The organism is Sporichthyaceae bacterium (genome assembly GCA_036269075.1).
In the GTDB taxonomy this organism is placed as follows: domain Bacteria; phylum Actinomycetota; class Actinomycetes; order Sporichthyales; family Sporichthyaceae; genus DASQPJ01.
Genome location: DATASX010000095.1, coordinates 26,407 through 43,070, shown reverse-complemented (window position 1 = coordinate 43,070; position 16,664 = coordinate 26,407). Strand labels below are relative to the sequence as shown.

General features: G+C 69.5%; 18 protein-coding genes. 6 read left to right on the top strand and 12 right to left on the bottom strand.

The genetic code is table 11. From position 1 onward, the window contains the following. Positions 1-174: 174 nt before the first annotated feature. Positions 175-972, top strand: a complete 798-nt coding sequence (locus VHU88_17785; GenBank protein ID HEX3613545.1) for a hypothetical protein — start codon at positions 175-177, stop codon at positions 970-972. Positions 973-1,030: 58 nt separating this feature from the next. Here VHU88_17785 and hypE read toward each other — a convergent pair whose 3' ends face one another. The 12 genes from hypE to VHU88_17725 all read right to left on the bottom strand — a co-directional run bounded on the left by hypE (position 1,031) and on the right by VHU88_17725 (position 13,324). Then, the gene (gene hypE / locus VHU88_17780; GenBank protein ID HEX3613544.1) at positions 1,031-2,092 is read right to left on the bottom strand and encodes a hydrogenase expression/formation protein HypE; all 1,062 of its coding nucleotides are present in this window, start codon (positions 2,090-2,092) and stop codon (positions 1,031-1,033) included. After that, positions 2,085-3,200, bottom strand: a complete 1,116-nt coding sequence (gene hypD, locus VHU88_17775) for a hydrogenase formation protein HypD (protein ID HEX3613543.1) — start codon at positions 3,198-3,200, stop codon at positions 2,085-2,087. Before hypD ends, hypE begins: the two co-directional genes overlap by 8 nt. Next, the gene (locus VHU88_17770; GenBank protein ID HEX3613542.1) at positions 3,197-3,493 is read right to left on the bottom strand and encodes a HypC/HybG/HupF family hydrogenase formation chaperone; all 297 of its coding nucleotides are present in this window, start codon (positions 3,491-3,493) and stop codon (positions 3,197-3,199) included. Before VHU88_17770 ends, hypD begins: the two co-directional genes overlap by 4 nt. Before the next feature lie 47 nt (positions 3,494-3,540). Further along, entirely contained in the window at positions 3,541-5,808 is a 2,268-nt protein-coding gene (hypF, locus tag VHU88_17765) for a carbamoyltransferase HypF (GenBank protein ID HEX3613541.1), read from the bottom strand. Positions 5,809-5,981: 173 nt separating this feature from the next. Beyond that, positions 5,982-6,173: a hypothetical protein gene (locus VHU88_17760; protein HEX3613540.1), complete on the bottom strand. Its 192-nt coding sequence runs from the start codon at positions 6,171-6,173 to the stop codon at positions 5,982-5,984. 162 nt (positions 6,174-6,335) lie between these two features. Beyond that, positions 6,336-6,854, bottom strand: a complete 519-nt coding sequence (locus tag VHU88_17755; GenBank protein HEX3613539.1) for a hydrogenase maturation protease — start codon at positions 6,852-6,854, stop codon at positions 6,336-6,338. Next, positions 6,851-8,188 (bottom strand): hypothetical protein, encoded by a 1,338-nt coding sequence (locus VHU88_17750; GenBank protein HEX3613538.1) that lies wholly within the window; start codon positions 8,186-8,188, stop codon positions 6,851-6,853. The genes VHU88_17755 and VHU88_17750 overlap by 4 nt, the downstream gene beginning before the upstream one ends. Next, positions 8,185-8,895 (bottom strand): DUF6084 family protein, encoded by a 711-nt coding sequence (locus VHU88_17745; protein HEX3613537.1) that lies wholly within the window; start codon positions 8,893-8,895, stop codon positions 8,185-8,187. Before VHU88_17745 ends, VHU88_17750 begins: the two co-directional genes overlap by 4 nt. Next, on the bottom strand, positions 8,888-9,574 hold the full coding sequence (locus VHU88_17740) for a DUF5947 family protein (GenBank protein ID HEX3613536.1): 687 nt from the start codon (positions 9,572-9,574) through the stop codon (positions 8,888-8,890). The genes VHU88_17745 and VHU88_17740 overlap by 8 nt, the downstream gene beginning before the upstream one ends. A 24-nt stretch (positions 9,575-9,598) precedes the next feature. After that, positions 9,599-10,468 (bottom strand): NifU family protein, encoded by an 870-nt coding sequence (locus VHU88_17735; GenBank protein ID HEX3613535.1) that lies wholly within the window; start codon positions 10,466-10,468, stop codon positions 9,599-9,601. Next, complete coding sequence (locus VHU88_17730; protein ID HEX3613534.1) at positions 10,468-12,270, bottom strand: nickel-dependent hydrogenase large subunit; 1,803 nt, start codon at positions 12,268-12,270, stop codon at positions 10,468-10,470. The genes VHU88_17735 and VHU88_17730 overlap by 1 nt, the downstream gene beginning before the upstream one ends. 7 nt (positions 12,271-12,277) lie before the next feature. Continuing rightward, positions 12,278-13,324, bottom strand: coding sequence for a hypothetical protein (locus VHU88_17725; protein ID HEX3613533.1), 1,047 nt, complete (start codon positions 13,322-13,324; stop codon positions 12,278-12,280). 231 nt (positions 13,325-13,555) lie between these two features. Here VHU88_17725 and VHU88_17720 point away from each other — a divergent pair, with 231 nt between their 5' ends. From VHU88_17720 to VHU88_17700, 5 genes are all read left to right on the top strand, one after another. Continuing rightward, complete coding sequence (locus VHU88_17720) at positions 13,556-14,101, top strand: YceI family protein (GenBank protein ID HEX3613532.1); 546 nt, start codon at positions 13,556-13,558, stop codon at positions 14,099-14,101. 132 nt (positions 14,102-14,233) lie between these two features. Next, positions 14,234-14,728 carry a helix-turn-helix transcriptional regulator gene (locus VHU88_17715; protein ID HEX3613531.1) on the top strand — a complete coding sequence of 165 codons (495 nt, stop codon included), beginning with the start codon at positions 14,234-14,236 and terminating at the stop codon, positions 14,726-14,728. Beyond that, on the top strand, positions 14,721-15,062 hold the full coding sequence (locus VHU88_17710) for a hydrogenase maturation nickel metallochaperone HypA (GenBank protein ID HEX3613530.1): 342 nt from the start codon (positions 14,721-14,723) through the stop codon (positions 15,060-15,062). The genes VHU88_17715 and VHU88_17710 overlap by 8 nt, the downstream gene beginning before the upstream one ends. Positions 15,063-15,084: 22 nt before the next feature. Then, positions 15,085-15,873 (top strand): hydrogenase nickel incorporation protein HypB, encoded by a 789-nt coding sequence (gene hypB / locus VHU88_17705; protein ID HEX3613529.1) that lies wholly within the window; start codon positions 15,085-15,087, stop codon positions 15,871-15,873. Between the two features lie 37 nt (positions 15,874-15,910). After that, positions 15,911-16,519 (top strand): histidine phosphatase family protein, encoded by a 609-nt coding sequence (locus VHU88_17700; protein ID HEX3613528.1) that lies wholly within the window; start codon positions 15,911-15,913, stop codon positions 16,517-16,519. The last annotated feature ends 145 nt before the right edge of the window (positions 16,520-16,664 follow it).

Genomic DNA, 16,664 nt, shown 5'->3' with positions numbered 1-16,664 from the left:
GATCCCATGATGACGAAAATGCCGCCGGCAGGTGAACATCGCGTGTCGGGGCCCGGCGCCCGGCGACCGCGCGGTCCAATCCGGTGAACGCGAGCGCGAACAGGCGCGAAACGTTGCCCACTGGTGTGTCGCGTCCCGTCGCGTCGCGGGCCCAGGACGGTCACCCTCGTGGTCATGACGACCACATTCGCCGCCGCCCGGCGGCACCGCCCGGGCGGTGTGATCGAGAAGCTGCCCGAGGTCGACGCCTTCTTCTGGATCATCAAGATCCTCTGCCTGACCGTGGGAGCCACCTTCGCCGAGGCCGTGTCCGGCATCGCCGGCGCGAGCTCGAAGACCACGGCCGTCATCTTCCTGGCCGCCTTCGCCGCCGTCCTGCTCTTCCAACTCTCGCTCGACCGGTACGTGCCCGAGGCCTACTGGCTGGCCGTCACGATGGCCGGTGCGTTCGCGACCTGCTTCACCACCGTGCTCACCGACGACTGGGGCGTGACACCGTCCGCGGCGACCGTCCTGCTGGCCCTGCTGCTGGCCGCCGTGCTCGCTGCCTGGCAGGCCCTGGCGGGCACGCTCTCGTTGGACCGCGTCAACTCACTCGAGCGGGAGGGGTGCTACTGGACGGCCGTCCTGGTCAGCTTCGTGCTCGGCGAGACCGGCCGGGTCTGGGCCGTGCAAGACGTCTCCGCCTCGCCGTTCGGCACGATGCTGATGCCCGCTTTCGCCTGCGCCGCAGTGCTCATCGCCCACCGGTTCGGTGCGTACGTCTCGATCAGCTTCTGGATCGCCTTCGTCCTCACCGGTTCGTTCGGCGCCGACCTAGGCGACTGGGTGCGGGCCGCGCGGTCCGACGGCGGCGTGGGGCTGGGAACCGGGACGACCACCGGGCTGTTCCTGGTGGCGATCGTGCTCGTGACCGCCTTCCGTGCCTCCCGCCGGGTCGACGTGGATCCCGCCACGCTGCACGGCATCTGATCACCCGTCAGCACTGCGTCGGAGGAGCCGCGGGTGCCGAGGCTCCTCCGACGCGCGTTCAGCAGATGCGTGGCAACTGCTCGCCGAGCGGCATGTCGACCACGCGGGTCGCGCCGAATGTCGTGCGGGCCACCACAATTCCCGGGTGATCCGCGACGCACTCGCCGATCACCGTCGCACCGTGGCCGGCCGGGTGCTCGCGCATCGCGGCCAGCACCGCCTCGGCCGAGGCGGCCGGGACGAACGCCACCAGCTTTCCCTCGTTGGCCACGTACATCGGGTCGAGGCCGAGCAACGCGCAGGCGTTGGCGACCTCCGATGGCACCGGGATCGCTCGTTCCTCCAGGCGGATGCCCACCCGGGAGGCGGTCGCGATCTCGTTCAGCGTGGTGGCCAGCCCGCCTCGGGTCGGGTCGCGCAGAACGTGGACGTCGGGCTCGGCGGCTAGCATCGCCGCGACCAACCCGGCCAGCGGGGCGGTGTCGCTGACGATCTGGCTGCCGAACTCCAGGCCCTCACGCACGCTCATGATCGCCACGCCGTGCTGGCCGATCGGGCCGCTGACGATGACCACGTCACCGAGAGCCGCCCGGTCCGGACGGATGTCGATCCCGTCCGGCACCAGGCCGATGCCGGCGGTGTTCACGTAGACGCCGTCGCCGTGACCGGCGTCGACGACTTTCGTGTCGCCGGTCACGATCCGGACCCCGGCGGCCCGGGCCGCCGCACCCATCGCCTCGGCGATGCGGCCGACCAGGCTCAGGTCGGTTCCCTCCTCGAGCACGAAACCGCAGGACAGGACCGCCGGCACGGCGCCGCTGCAGGCCAGGTCGTTGACCGTGCCGTTGACCGCGAGCTCGCCGATCGAGCCGCCGGGGAAGAACAGCGGGCGGACCACGTAGGTGTCGGTCGAGAATGCCAGCCGGGCCCCGCCCAACTCGACCACCGCCGAGTCGCCCAGGATCACGGGGTGGTCGCCGGCGAAGGCCGGCACGAAGAGGTGGTCGACCAGTTCGGCGGACAGCTGCCCACCGCCGCCGTGGCCCATCACGACCTTCGGGCTGTCGCGCAGCGGCAGCGGGCAGGTCCAGGCCGACAGGTCGAGGACGGACTCAGCCAACGCCGCTCACCTCCCGCTGCGGAGTCAGGCGCCGGTACAGGTAGTAGGCGGCGCAGGCGCCCTCGCTGGAGACCATCGTCGCGCCCAGAGGGTTGCGCGGGGTGCACTCCTTGCCGAACGCGGCACACTCGTGCGGCTTGATGAAGCCCTGCAGCACCTCGCCGCTGCGGCACAGCGCCGACTCGGTCACGGAGATGCCGGTGACGTCGAACCGGTGCTCGGCGTCGAACTCGCGGTAGCGGGGGGCCAGACGCCACCCACTGGCCGGGATCGTGCCGATGCCTCGCCAGCCGCGGTCGGTGACCTCGAAGACCTCCTCCAGCAGCGCCCTGGCGGTCGGGTTCCCGGTCGACGGGACCGCGCGTTCATACGCGTTCTCGAGTCTTGCCTCGCCGCTCTCGAGCTGTCGAACGGCCCGTCGGATCCCTTCCAGGATGTCCAACGGTTCGAAGCCGGTGACCACGATCGGCATCCCGAACCGCTCGACCAGCGGCGGGTACTGCTCGGTGCCCATCACGCTGCAGACGTGGCCGGCGGCCAGGAACGCCTGCACCCGGCAGTTCGGCGCGGACATGATCGCCTCGATGGCAGGCGGGACCAGCACGTGCGAGACCAGCATGGTGAAGTTGCGGATACCGCGCCGCGCAGCCTGGTACACCGTCATCGCGTTCGGTGGCGCGGTGGTCTCGAAGCCGATCCCGAAGAACACGACCTCGCGGTCGGGGTTCTCGGCGGCGAGTCGCAGCGCGTCCAGCGGGGAGTACACCACCCGGACGTCAGCGCCCTCGCTCTTGACCCGGAACAGGTCCCGGTCGGTCCCGGGTACCCGCAGCATGTCGCCGAACGAGCAGAAGATGACGCCGGGGCGGGAAGCGATCTCCAGGGCCTTGTCGATCAGCTCCAACGGGGTGACGCAGACGGGACAGCCCGGGCCGTGGACCAAGTCGACCTGATCGGAGATCAGCTGGTCGATGCCGTGGCGGATTATCGAGTGGGTCTGCCCGCCGCAGACCTCCATGATCGACCATTGTCGAGTAGCGGTCGCGTGGATGTCGTCGACCAGGTTCCGGGCCAGCTCCGGGTCGTGGAACTCCTCGAGGTACCTCATCGGTTGCTCCTCTCCTCGCCGCTTGCCTCGGCCGCGGCGCGCGCCCAGGCGTCACCGAACTCGGCCTCCAGTTCACCCATCCGTTGGAACAGCGCGAGCGTCTCCAACGCGGACGTTTCGTCGAGGCGCTGCAGTGCGAAGCCGACGTGCACGATCGTGTACTCGCCGATCTCGAGGTCCGGGACGAACTCCAGGCAGACCTCCTTGAGGACGCCGCCGAAGTTGACCTCCGCCATCCGGCCGTCGGCCGCTTCCCAGATCCGGGTGACCTTTCCCGGGACTGCCAGGCACATGCTGTACTCCTTCTCGAAGCGCCGAAGTGACGGGGGGTCAGCTCGCCTCAAGGCGGGGTCCGGGCGGCCACCACCAGTTGGCCGAGCGCGAGACCAGCGTCGCTGGGTGGCACTCGGCTGTGGCGCAGCACACGGAAGCCGGCGTCGGCCAACGACCGCACGCACAGCGTGGTGAGCAAGGCGTTCAGGAACACACCGCCCGACAGCGCGACGGTGTCCGGGGCGCCGGCGGCACGCAGGGCGACGGCGGTACGCGTCACCAGATCGGCGACGGCGAGGTGGAACCGGGCCGCGATCACCTCGGCCGGGGTCCCGGCCAGCACGTCCGCGGCGGCGGCGGCCACCACCGGTGCCGCCCTCAGTTGCCGTGGTACACCGGTCTCGATCCCGAACCGGTAGGGGGCCCCGGCCTCGGGCAGGGCCGCGGCGGCCAGTTCCTCGAACCGCATCGCGGCCTCGGCCTCGTAGGCCACCCGGTGGCAGACCCCGGCCAGCGAGGACATCGCGTCGAACAACCGCCCCATGCTTGAGGTCGGCGCGCACGCCACCCCGGTCTCCAACTGACGGGCCATCAGGTTGCGCTCGACCGGGTCGCACGCGGCAACGCAGGGCAGCCGCGGATCCCAGTCCACCCCCGCCGCGCGCAGGTGCGACAGCGCCATTCGGCACGGGTTGCGCACCCCGGCGTCCCCGCCCGGCAGCGGCACGTAGGCCAGGTGCGCGGCGCGTTCGTAGCCCGCGTAGTCCGCGACCAGCACCTCGCCACCCCACACCGCGCAGTCGGCGCCGTAGCCCGTGCCGTCGAAGGCGAACCCGAGCACCCGCGTGGTGCCGTCGTGCCCGTTCTCGGCCATCGCTGAGGCGATGTGCGCGTGGTGGTGCGCCACCTTTCGTACTTCGCGGTCGCCCGCGTGCCGCCGCGCCCAGGCGGTGCTCCGGTAGCCGGGATGGGCGTCGCAGACGAGCAGTTCCGGTCGGACGCCGGTCAAGGTGGCGAGGTGCTCGGTGGCCGCCTCGAACGCCTGCTGGGTCGCCAGGTCGTCCATGTCGCCGACGTGTGCGGACAGCCAGGCGAAGCGCCCGTCGCCGACCGCGAACGTGTTCTTCAGATCGCCGCCGACGGCCAGGGTCGGGCGGACCGGGACCGGCAGCGCGATCGGCATCGGCGCGTAGCCGCGGGAGCGGCGCACCGGTAGTTGGACGCCGGCCGCGAGGCGGACCACCGAGTCGTCGCACGGCACATGGATCGGGCGGTCGTGGCTCAGCCAGGCCTCGGCGATTCCGGCCAGTCGGTCGAGGGCGGCGCCGTCGTCGATGACGATCGGTTCACCGGCGAGGTTGCCGCTGGTCATCACCAGCGCCCGGGGACCGGGCGGGTCACCGGGCAGGCCGAACAACAGATGGTGCACCGGGGTGTAAGGCAGCATGACGCCGAGGTCGGGATGCTGCGGCGCGACGCTCGCTGCGACCAGGTCCGTCGCCCGGCGGCGCAGCAGCACAACCGGGCGGCGCGGGTCGGAGAGAAGCTCCCTCTCGACGGGACCCAACACGGCCAGTGCAACGGCGGTGGGGACGTCCCGGACCATCACCGCGAACGGCTTGTCGCCGCGGTCCTTCCGTTTGCGCAGGCCGGCCACGGCAGTCTCGTCGTCCGCGGCGCAGGCCAGGTGGTATCCGCCGAGACCTTTCACGGCGACGATCGCCCCGCCGGCCAGCAATTCCCGCGTCGCGGCCAACGCGGCGTCGCCGGACACGTCAGGTGCGCCCGGTCGGTGCAGCCGAAGTTGCGGTCCGCAGTCGCGGCAGGCCACGGTCTGCGCGTGGAACCGGCGGTCGGCCGGGTCGGCGTACTCGCCGGCGCAGGTCGCGCACAGCGGGAGGTCGGCCATCGTGGTGGCCGGCCGGTCGTAGGGCAGGTCGACGATCACGGTGAACCGCGGGCCGCAGTTCGTGCAGCTGATGAACGCGTGTCGGTACCGACGGTCGGCCGGGTCGCGAAGTTCGGCCAGACAGTCGTCACAGGTGGCGATGTCGGGGGAGACGAGAGTGCGCGCCGGCCCGCCCTGGGAAGCGGCGATCGTGAACCCGGTGCCGCCACTGCAGGGGATCTGACTGACCGTCACCTCGGTCACCGCCGCGAGCGGGGGAGCATCCGAGCGGATCCGCTCGGTGAACCTGGCCAGCGCGGGCGGGCTGCCCTCCACCTCTATCGTCACTCCGTCCGGGCCGTTGGCAACCGATCCGGACAGCCCGAGTTCTCGCGCTGAGGCATAGACGAACGGCCGGAACCCGACGCCTTGCACCAGGCCCCGCACCTGCACCCGATGCCGACAGCGTTCGACCGCGCGCTCACTGGCTACGTTGGGCGTGGCAACCTCTCTCTGCAGTTCGTCACCGACCGTGGCCGGAAACAGTCCTTCCTCGCCGGTTCCGCGGGCTGTCCCGAGCGCAGTTGCTGCCGTCGGGAAATCTGCCCGGCCGTGGGCGATCAGGCCGCCCGGCCCAGACGCGACAGGTCCCGTGCGATCGGCACGGCGACCGCCAGCGCCCCGCCGACCCACCGCTTCACCTCCGCCGACTCCTTGATCCCGGCACAGGCCGAGCAGATCCGGGCCATCCCCTCCTTGCCCTCCCTGGTGCCGACGAGGAACCCGACCGCGAAGCCGACCAACGTCTCCATCAGAACTCCGTTCTCGCAGCGCAACGGACGGACCCGCGCCCCGGGTCGGGGGGCGGCACAGTCACATCTCCCGAATCTCCAGGTAGCGCTTGATGTCCGGCAGCGACTGCACCACCGCAGCCACCGTCGCCGCGAGCAGCAGGGCCTTGATCAGGCGAACGATCACGTTGACACCTCCTCGACAGTTGTTCTTCCGACATTCGGCCGCGTCTCGGCGGCCAGGCGCTCGACGAGACCGCGCAGGGCAGCCACCGATTCCGGCACCGCGGCGGCCACCACTGGGGTCAGGCCCATACCTTCGGCGGTGACCGCCGGTTCGCAGGCCAGCACGTAAATCCGGTCCACCCGGCCGCCCAACGAGCCGAGCGTGCGCAGGATCGCGACTGGTTCCATCCCGTGCGCGTCCAGCAGTGGGCCGTCCTCCGGAGCTCCGACGCCGGCCGGGTCCACCTCCACCAGGGTGACGGTCCCCGGGGCCTCACCGCGGGGTGCGGCGTCGACGATCACGAGAACGTCGTAGCCCTCGAGCAATTCGTAGGTCAGGTGCAGGCCACGGATGCCGAAGTCGACAGCCGTGAACTCCGGCGGTAGTTCCGAACCGCTGAACTGCCGCAGTACCTCGGGGCCGAATCCGTCGTCGGTCAGGAAAATGTTGCCGACACCCGCGATCAGGGCCTTCATGACGGGATCACCAGTTCGACCTCGTCGGGGTCGAAGTACAGGTACCGGCCGTGCCACCGGGAGATCTCCGCAAGTTCCGCGTCGTCGTCCGGGGTAACGCCGAGATGGCGCTTTCCGTCGACGTCGAACAGCACGCATTCGACCGTCGCGGTCCGCCCGGCCAGGAACAGGTCCTGGGCGTCGGTTCGGCGCCCGGCCGCGCCCGGCCGCAGGCGCACGCGGCTGCCGCGGGCCACCACGACGCCATCGATCAGCACGGAGTCGGTCTCCGGGTCGACGGAGGCGTCGGCCCCGGGGTCCCACCAGGGTGCGTCGGGGGTGAAGTACGTCGGCAGGTCCTCCTGCGCGGCCGGTCCGCCGGGTGCGACCCCGGTTCCGTCGCCGGTCTCCCCGGTCACCTGCCGCAGGTAGCGCAGCGCGCCGTGCAGCCGGTCCAACTGGTCCGCGGGAAGGGTCTCGACGTGGTCGATGACCGCGGCAGCACGGGGGTCGGTCGCCCGGGCCTGTGCCTTCTCATCCTCGGTCAAGGTCATGGTGCGCAGCGTCAGGATCTCATCGATCTCGCAGGCGTCGTAAAGGTTTTCCGGGCTCTCCGGGGCAATCTCGGGATGGTCGGCCAGGATGATCGGCGAGGAGAGCACCACCGCAGCCGGGCGTTGTGACCCACCCGCGAGCACGGGCCAAGTGCCTTCGTTGGTGCAGGAGTCGACCAACGGACGTGCCCATTCCGGTGGGTCGGTCATCGACAGGAAATGGCCGGCATCGAGTGCGAGCAAGGTGTGCGCGGCGATCAGGGCGCGGGACAAGGCCTCATCCCGATCCGCTCCACCGCCTCGGCTGAGGTTGGCGACCTCTACGGCCAACCGCACTGCGCCGTAGGGCCCGGGCAGCTCCGTGACGCTCACCGAGACCGCCCCACGAACGGTCCGGCACAGCCGGTGCACTCCAGCCTCGCTCCGCTCGTCGCCGTCGAACTCGAACTCGTGTCTGACTCCGGCACGCAGCTCGGAGACGGCGCAGCGTAAGCAGACCTCGCGCTCGAGAGTTTCGTCCCAGTCGGGTTGGCCGCCCCCGGTGCGGCGGATCACGTGCAGGAATCGGATCTCGACGGTCAGCCGCGCCGAATCGGGGGCCTCGGTGACGACCTCGGTACGGCATCGGGACCGCTCGGACGGGTCGGCTGCGGCGTACGCCGGCGACATCAGCACGCCGAACTGCCAGCGGGTCCGGTTCTTCGCCGAGGACGCCCGGTAGGGGTAGAGCACGTAGCCCTCGTACAGGACGGCATCGGCGACGGCCCGGGCACCGGCAAACGGGTCGGTTGTGGTTGTCATGCGGTTTCTCGCGCTTCGGTGCGGTCCGGCGTCCCGGCGAGCCCCGGAACCTGATCAGGTCCCGGCAGCTCATCGATCCCGGCCACCTCGTCGAGCAGTGTGGTGATCGCCTGTTCCCACGTGGGGATCGCCCGGCGGTTCTTGAATGCGCCCAAGGTCTGCAGGGTGTCGCGGGACAGCCGGATCCATCCGCAGTTCGGGAAGAACCGGTCCATCATCTCGCGCCAGACGCCGATCGGGACCAGGCATGGCGCCTCCGCCTGCCAGGAGACCGGGGCCACGCTGAAGCCCGTCTCGCCCTTGGTGAACACCGTCCCGCTGAACAGCAGCATCAGCGGGATGTCGCCTTCGTCGAGGGCGTGGAAGTAGGTGGTGGCCGCGATCTCCAGGTCGTAGGTGCACGGCACCGGGAGATCGAAGTCGCACGAGTCGCTGAACCCGGGGACCATCGCGGGCACGGTGGCGAACTGCAACGGACGCAGTGTGTCGGCCCATCGGGTGGTGGCGCCGAACAGATCGCCGAGGTTCGCGGCCTCGGTAGGGCTGTACCGGCGCTTCTGCGGTTCGATCCGCAACTGAGCCCGTAGCGCGATGGCGTGAACCTTCGCCCCGCTCCGTTCGGTGACCCGCAGGCGGATGTTCAACGTGGGACCGGCCGCGTAGATGTCGGCAGCCACGCCCAGGCACTGGAAGGACAGGTCAGCCACGGGTTCCCGCCGTCTCGATGTCCTCGGCCGTCACGACCTGCGCCCGGTCGCGGACGCGGTCGAAGAAGGCGTCGAGGTCGGCTTTGACCTCAGCGCCGCCGTCGAAGCCGCTCCAGTGCATCCGCACCTTGCCGACGAGTTCGTAGCAGGCGTCGATCGGTATCAGGTAGCACTCGTGCCGGCCTGCCCGATCGCGCCGCACCACCAACGCCTCGATGTCGGGGAGCATCGCGGCGACCAGCAGGTTGTCGGCCCAGACGGCCTCCCAGGCGGAGAGGTCCAACAGCGACTCGGTGGCACCTGCCGGGCTCGGGTAGTGCGCGACGATTCGGTCCACCACCGAGTTGTGGAAGAAGAAGGCGATCGCGACCGGTACCTGCAACTGTTCCCAGTGTTCGGCGGACAGGTGCAACTGAGGGTCAGTCAGATATCGCTCGGGCACTGCCCGGTAGTGGCCACGGCTGGCGCCCGTGGCGGTGAACAGCAGGGCACACGGTCGGCACGTGCACAGCAGGCGCCTGCTGTCGATGTCGACCACGTGGGAGTGCTCGTCGGACACGTCGAGGCCGCACATCTCGCAGAACTCACCGAGCGGCCGCGGTGCGCGTTCAGCGAACCGGACCGGTAGGGAAGTCGTCCTCCGCGCCACGAACCGGTGCAGGCCGGGTGCGTTGCTCATCTCATCTCCTCCGTTCGCCGACCGTCAGACTCCGATCTCCGCGGTCAGTGCCACCCGGACCCCGGCGTCGTCGTCGAGCAAGGGGAACGGCGCGAGGTGTCGGCCGGTGCCGTCCTGGGCCTTGCCCGCCAGTCGGAGGTCGTAGCGAGCGGCGCACGAACCGCACTGCAACAAGTCGCCGCTCAATCCGGACCCGACAGCACTCAGCACCGATCCGCACGTGGCACAGGTGTCGGCGTAGGCGTAGAGGCTCTCGCCCAACCGGCAGATCAACAACTGCGCCTGGTCCAGGCGCACCGCGCCGAAGCGTCCGACCGTAGGCAGCTCGGCCGTCGGCACCGCCCGCCAGCGCGGGCCGGGAAGCGCTGCCTCCAGGCCCGGGCCACGCCCGATCTGGAGCAGCCGCTCCGGTGGCGTCGACTGGCCCTCGACCTCGATGCCGGCTACCTCGGGGGCCGCTTTGAGCACGGCCTCCTCGATCGTCATCCGCACGGTGACCGTCGAGGACGGACATCCGTGGCAGCTGCCGTCCAAGCGCAGGTGGGCCACCCCGGCACCGTCGATGCCCAGGTAGGCGACGCCGCCGGCGTGCGAGCCGAGATAGGGCCGCACCTTGTCCAGCGCCTGCTCGATCCGGACGTCGACCTCGACGGGGTGCAGCCCGTGCAGGATCAACTGGCTCTCGACCAACGGATCCTGCGCCAACGTGAGCAGCAATGCCGGGTCGGCCGCCACGACAATCTCGACGACGTTGGCAAGTCCCGATCCGTAGTAGTCGACCAGCAGGCCGATCAGCTCTTCGGCTGTCGCCGCGGCGCGCTTCCCGCCCTGGCGAGCGAGTTGAGCCAACAGCGACTCGACCCGCTCGCCGATCTCCTCGGCCTGACTGCCCATCAGGTTGCCAGCGTCTGCTGCATCATCGCCGGGTTGTGGACGGTCTTGATGGTCTTGCCGTCGCCCAGGTACATGTGCACGCCGCAAGGCAGGCACGGGTCGAAGCTGCGAACCGCTCGCATGATGTCGATGCCCTTGAAGTTGTCCGGTGGGTTCTCCTCGAAGATCGGGGTGTTCTGCACCGCGTCCTCGTAAGGACCTGGAGTCCCGTAGACGTCGCGCACGCTGGCGTTCCACGGCGTGGGCGGGTACGGGTGGTAGTTGGCGATCTTGCCCTTCTTGATCACCATGTGGTGGCTCAGCACGCCGCGGACGGCCTCGGTGAACCCGCAGCTGAACGCCTCGTCGGGAACCGTGAACGAGTTCCACGTCTTGGTGTTACCGGCGCGCACCTCCGCCAGTGCCTGCTCGATGAAGTACATCGCGCACCCTGCCGCGTACGCCTGGAAGTAGGTGCGCGCCCGATTGCGCTCCAGCGCGTTGCTCCACTGCGGGATCTTCCACTCGAACGTTGCCTCGGGCTTGTTCATGGTCTTGGGCAGGTTGATCACGACGCTGTGCCCGGTGGACTTGACATAACCGCAGTCGACCAGACCGCCGAGAGCGGTCGCCCACAGCCGGGCGATCGGACCGCCGCCGGTGTCGCAGGCCAGGTGATCGGTCCCGTCGAACCAGCGCGGCGACATGACCCAGCTGTACTTGTCGTCGAAGTCGCGCTTCTGCGGGCGCGGGATCGTCGACTGGTTCCACGGGTGGTTGCGGTCGACGGGGTTGCCGAGCACGTCGCGCTCGACGAACATCGGCTCGCTCTCCCAGCTCTGGTAGTACGAACTGCCGAGCAGGATGCGGATGCCCAGGTTGATGTTCACCAGGTCGTTGGTGATCAGCTTGCCGTCGACCACGACGCCTGGACTGACGAACGCCTTGCGGCCCCAGTTGGTCATGTTCTCGTACTTGAAGTCGCAGTGGCGCGGGTCGTTCAAGGCGCCCCAGCAGACCAACTGCGTGCGGCGCAGGCCGACCTGCTCGTAGCCGGGAAGTGCCTGGTAGAAGAAGTCGAACAGGTCGTCGTGCAGCGGCACCACGCGCTTCATGAACTCGATGTAGCGCATCAACCGGGTCAGGTAGTCGGTCATCAGTTGGATGGTCGGCGTGGTGCCGACACCGCCCGGGTACAGCGTGGACGGGTGGACGTGGCGGCCTTCCATCAGGCAGAACATCTCGCGGGTGTACCGGGAGACCTGCAGGGCTTCGCGGTAGAAATCGCCCTCCAGCGGGTTCAACGCCCGCATGATGTCGCCGATGAACTTGTAACCGTGGTCGGCCGCGTGAGGCGACTCGGTGCGGTTGGCCAGCTCCAGCACCCCGGGGTTGGTCTCGCGGACCATCCGCTCGCAGTAGTCGACTCCGACCAGGTTCTCCTGGAAGATGTTGTGGTCGAACATGTACTCGGCGGCCTCGCCGAGGTTGATGATCCATTCGCCCAGCGCGGGCGGGTGCACGCCGTAGGCCATGTTCTGGTTGTAGACCGAACAGGTTGCGTGGTTGTCGCCGCAGATGCCGCAGATGCGGCTGGTGATGAAGTGTGCGTCGCGCGGGTCCTTGCCCTTCATGAACAGGCTGTACCCGCGGAAGATCGACGAGGTGCTGTAGCACTCGGCGACCGTCTTCTGCTTGAAATCGATCTTCGTGTAGATCCCGAGGCTGCCGACGATGCGGGTGATCGGGTCCCACGCCATCTCGGTCAGGCCGTCCGAACCCGGCTGATTGGCCGACGCGCGGTGCTTGGAAATCGTTGTCATCGCCGGGTCACCGTCCCTTGTATCCGGACTTGAGAGCGGGGCCGCGGGTTCGCCACGACGGTTCCTTGTTCAAGGTGTCCATGGTGAACTTCCGCAGCGTCCGGATCACCGTCCCGTAGGCCATCGACGCGGTCGTCGACACCTTGCCGCCCGGTGGCTCGTCCATGAACGGCATGAACTTGTCCGGGAAGCCGGGCATCGTGCAACCGATGCAGATTCCACCGACGTTCGGGCAGCCACCGATCCCGTTGATCCACCCCCGTTTGGGGACGTTGCAGTTCACGACCGGACCCCAACAACCGAGCTTCACAATGCACTTGGGGGAGCCGTACTCGGTGGCGAAGTCGCCCTGTTCGTAGTAGCCGGCGCGGTCGCAGCCCTCGTGCACGGTGGCCTCGAAGAGCCACCGAGGTCGCAGTTCCTTGTCGAGCGGGATCATCGGGGCCTGACCGGCCACCTGGTAGAGCAGGTAGACGAGGGTCTCGGAGAGGTTGTCCGGGTGGATCGGACATCCCGGGACGCAGACGATCGGGAGCCCGGCCTTCGACTTCCAGTCCCAACCCAGATAGTCCGGCACCCCCATTGCGCCGGTCGGGTTCCCCGCCATCGCGTGGATGCCGCCGTACGTGGCGCAGGTGCCAACCGCGATCACCGCGGTCGCCTTCGACGACAGCCGGTCCAGCCACTCGTTCGTGGTCCGGACCTCGCCGGTCTCCGGGTCGTTGCCGAACCCGCAGAAGTAGCCGCCGTTGTCCTTGTTCAATTCCTCGTTCGGGATCGATCCCTCGACGACCAACACGAACGGTTCCAACTCGCCGCGGTCGGCCTTGTGCCACCACTCGATGAAGGTGTCGGCGCCGGTCTCCGGCCCGCACTCGAAGTCGATCAAGGGCCAATGGACCGCCACCTTGGGAAGTCCGGGCAGAGCGCCGAGGGCGATCTCCTCGATGCTCGGCTGGGTGGCGGCCGTCAGGGCGACGGAGTCACCGTCGCAACCGAGACCACCGTTCATCCAGAGAATGTGTACGACACCTTCGTCGGTCGCCGTGCTCATCGCCTCGGTACCTCCTCGACGCCCGCGACGTCGATAGCGGGAAATGTGTCGGGACGGCTCGCACTCTACGCCCGCCGTCGATATTGGCAATAGCTCGAAAAGCCTTTGTGCATAAGGGATTTTCGGCTGAAATCCGGGAGTTCGTCGAATGCGATCTCGGGTACTCACGGACTCCGGGATTCCGTAAATGCCCGACTGCGCCACTCGGTCGGACGCGCTAACGTGAGCCTCATGGAGCTCTCGCAGGGCGTGCGCAAGTTGGGCCCGCACAACGGCGCGGTGCGTGTCCGCACTGGGCGTGAGGGCGTCGCCGCGCGCGTCGGGCACGATCTGTTGATCGGTTTCCAACAGTGGTCGGGGTCGGTGGAGATCGGGCCCGGCGGTCAGCAGGACGTGTCGGTCGAGGCTGCCGTGGAGGTCGCGTCGCTGACGGTGCTCTCCGGCACCGGCGGGGTGAGTGAGCTGTCCGCCGCCGACCGCGCCGACATCACCAAGAGCGCGCTGAAGGTGCTCGACGCCGAACGCCACCCGACGATCGAGTTCCGGTCCACGGCGCTGCGGTCCGGCTCCTGGTTGCTCGACGGCGACCTGACGGTGGCCGGCCGCACCGCCCCGCTGACGCTGCGGGTCGTCGAGTCCACCGCGGGCGGGTACCTCGCCACCGGGCGGATCCGGCAGAGCGATCTGGGCATCAAGCCGTACAAGGCGATGCTGGGCGCTCTGCGGCTGGCCGATGAGGTCGAGATCGAGGTCGAGGTGCGCCTGTCCGACCAGTGACCGAGCGACGGACTGCCCCGGCCAATCGTTGACTGCTCGTGATCACGCGGGGAGACTGGTTGCAGAGCGTCTCGCGCCCAGGCCCCCGGCGCGCTCTCGAACGAGTTGCCCCGGCGTTCGAAGGGTCGTCCGATGTCGCAGTCGCTGCACGAGTCGAACCGGGCTCGCCATTGGGTCTGCGCGCTCCAGATCGCGGAGCGCCGCCATCAGTTGGGGCTCACTCAGCAGGACGTCGTCGATCGGTTGGCCGCCCTGGGGGTGTCCACGACAAACCGGACGTTGTCGGCGATGGAGCACGGCCAGGGGATTGACGTCGGGCGAGTCCCGGAGCTCGCGGTCGCGCTCGACTGCTCGGTCACTTACCTCCTGGGCCTGACTTCCCACCCAGCGCAATGGGTCCCGGATGACGGGTCGCGCCCGGGTGTGTCGGGGGTGCCCCGGGCCGGGGGCGACGCGGCCGGCGGCTGGTACCACGGGGTCTGGCGCTCCGACGCCGATCCGGAGGACGGCGACCGACCTGCGCTGACCCAGCTGACTGCGAACCAGCGGGCGAGCCTGCGCCGGTTCACCGATCGTGGCGCCACGGCGGAGGAGTCTCGCGCCCGGCCACGGACCCGCCATGCATGAGCTTTCCCTGTGCGGCGCGATCGTCGACGTGGCCCGACGCCGCGCCGGCGACCGCCGGGTGGAGGTGATCCACCTGCGGATCGGCGAACTGCGACAGGTCGTTCCCGACTCGCTGCATTTCTGCTGGTCGATGGTCACCGCGGAGACGTCGCTCGAGGGCTGCACGCTGGACGTCGAGCGAGTCGCCGCGGTCCTCGAGTGCGGATCTTGCGGGAGCTCCTGCGGGATGGGCGAACAGATCGCATTCGCCTGCGTGACCTGTGGCGCACTTGACGTGTCCGTCGTCGCCGGCGAGGAATTCCTGGTCACCGCACTGGATCTGGTTCCTGCGTGAACCCGATCGCGGGGTGCTGAGGATGGGCCGATTCCACCGCCACGACGACGAGTCGCGCCACGGGCACGGCCACGGGCACGGAGATGACCACGGCCACGACCACAGCCACGGCGACGGCCACAGCCACGGTGACCTGTCCGGGTACGCGACCGAGCGTGAGCGCGTCCTGGTGCTCGACCGCATCTTCGACGAGAACGACCGGGTTGCGGCGGCCAACCGCGACGACTTGGCGGCGGCCGGCACCTACGCGGTCAACCTCATGTCCTCGCCCGGTTCGGGCAAGACGACCCTCTTGCGGGAGACCCTGCTGCGGCTGGCGGACCGGCTTGCGATCGCCGTCATCGAGGGCGACATCGAGACCAGCCTGGACGCGGATCGGCTGCGCGGGCTGGGTGCGGTGGTCGAACTGGTCAACACGGGCAACGGCTTCGGCGGCGAGTGCCATCTGGACGCCCCGATGGTTCGCCGGGCGCTGACCCGGCTGTCGTTGGAGTCGCTGGACCTGGTGCTGGTCGAGAACGTGGGCAACCTGGTCTGTCCGGCGGAGTTCGACGTAGGGGCCCATGCACGGGTGATGATCTGGTCGGTCACCGAAGGCGAGGAGAAGCCACTGAAGTACCCGGTGATGTTCCGGGCCGCCGACCTCATCCTGATCAACAAGGTCGACCTGCTGCCGCACCTCGACGTCGACCTCGCGGCATTCCGGGCGAACCTGGAGCGCGTGCGGCCCGGTGCCGCGACACTCGAGATCAGCGCGCGCACCGGCGTGGGGCTCGACCGGTGGTGCGACTGGCTGGCGAACCACGCCTGACCGATCGTCAGAACCATGCTCGGGCGATGATGTGGCCGTGGGTGAAGCGCGCGGTCGACTGGTCCTGATCCGGCACGGCGAGACCGAGTGGAGTCGGCTCGGCCGGCACACCGGGCGCACCGATCTCGAGCTGACGGCCGCCGGCGAGGCCGCCGCCCGAGCGCTCCGGGTCGGGCTTGGGGAGTGGCGGCCCGCCACCGTCCTGGCCAGTCCGCGGATCCGGGCGCGGCGCACCGCGGAGTTGGCCGGCCTGCACATCACCGACATCGACGAGCGGCTGGCTGAGTGGGACTACGGCTCGCTCGAGGGGCGGACCACCACCGAGGTCAACGTTGAACGCGCCGCCGCCGGCCTACCGCCCTGGTCGCTGTGGCGCGACGGCGCCCCGCAGGGCGAGACCCCCGAGCAGATCGGTGCTCGGGTCGACTCGCTGCTGGCCGACCTGTCCGGAGCGCTCGCGGCCGGCGACGTCGCCCTGGTCGCGCACGGCCACGTCTCCCGCGTCCTCGGGGCCCGCTGGCTGGGCGAGCCGGTTGCGTTCGGCTCGGCCCTGATCCTGGGCCCGGCCCGGGTCTGCGTCCTGGGCGCCGAGCACGACCGACCCGCCATCGAACTGTGGAACGCCACCGGACTGCCCGCCGCCTAGCCGCCGGACCGCCCCCGCCGGACCGCCCCCCGCCGGACCGCCCCCCGCCGGACCGCCCCCCGCCCGCCACCTGACCCGTTCAGCCCGCCACCAAAAACCACTGGCGGGAAGAGTTGCAAGTGGTGTGACGACTTTCGCCCCGGCG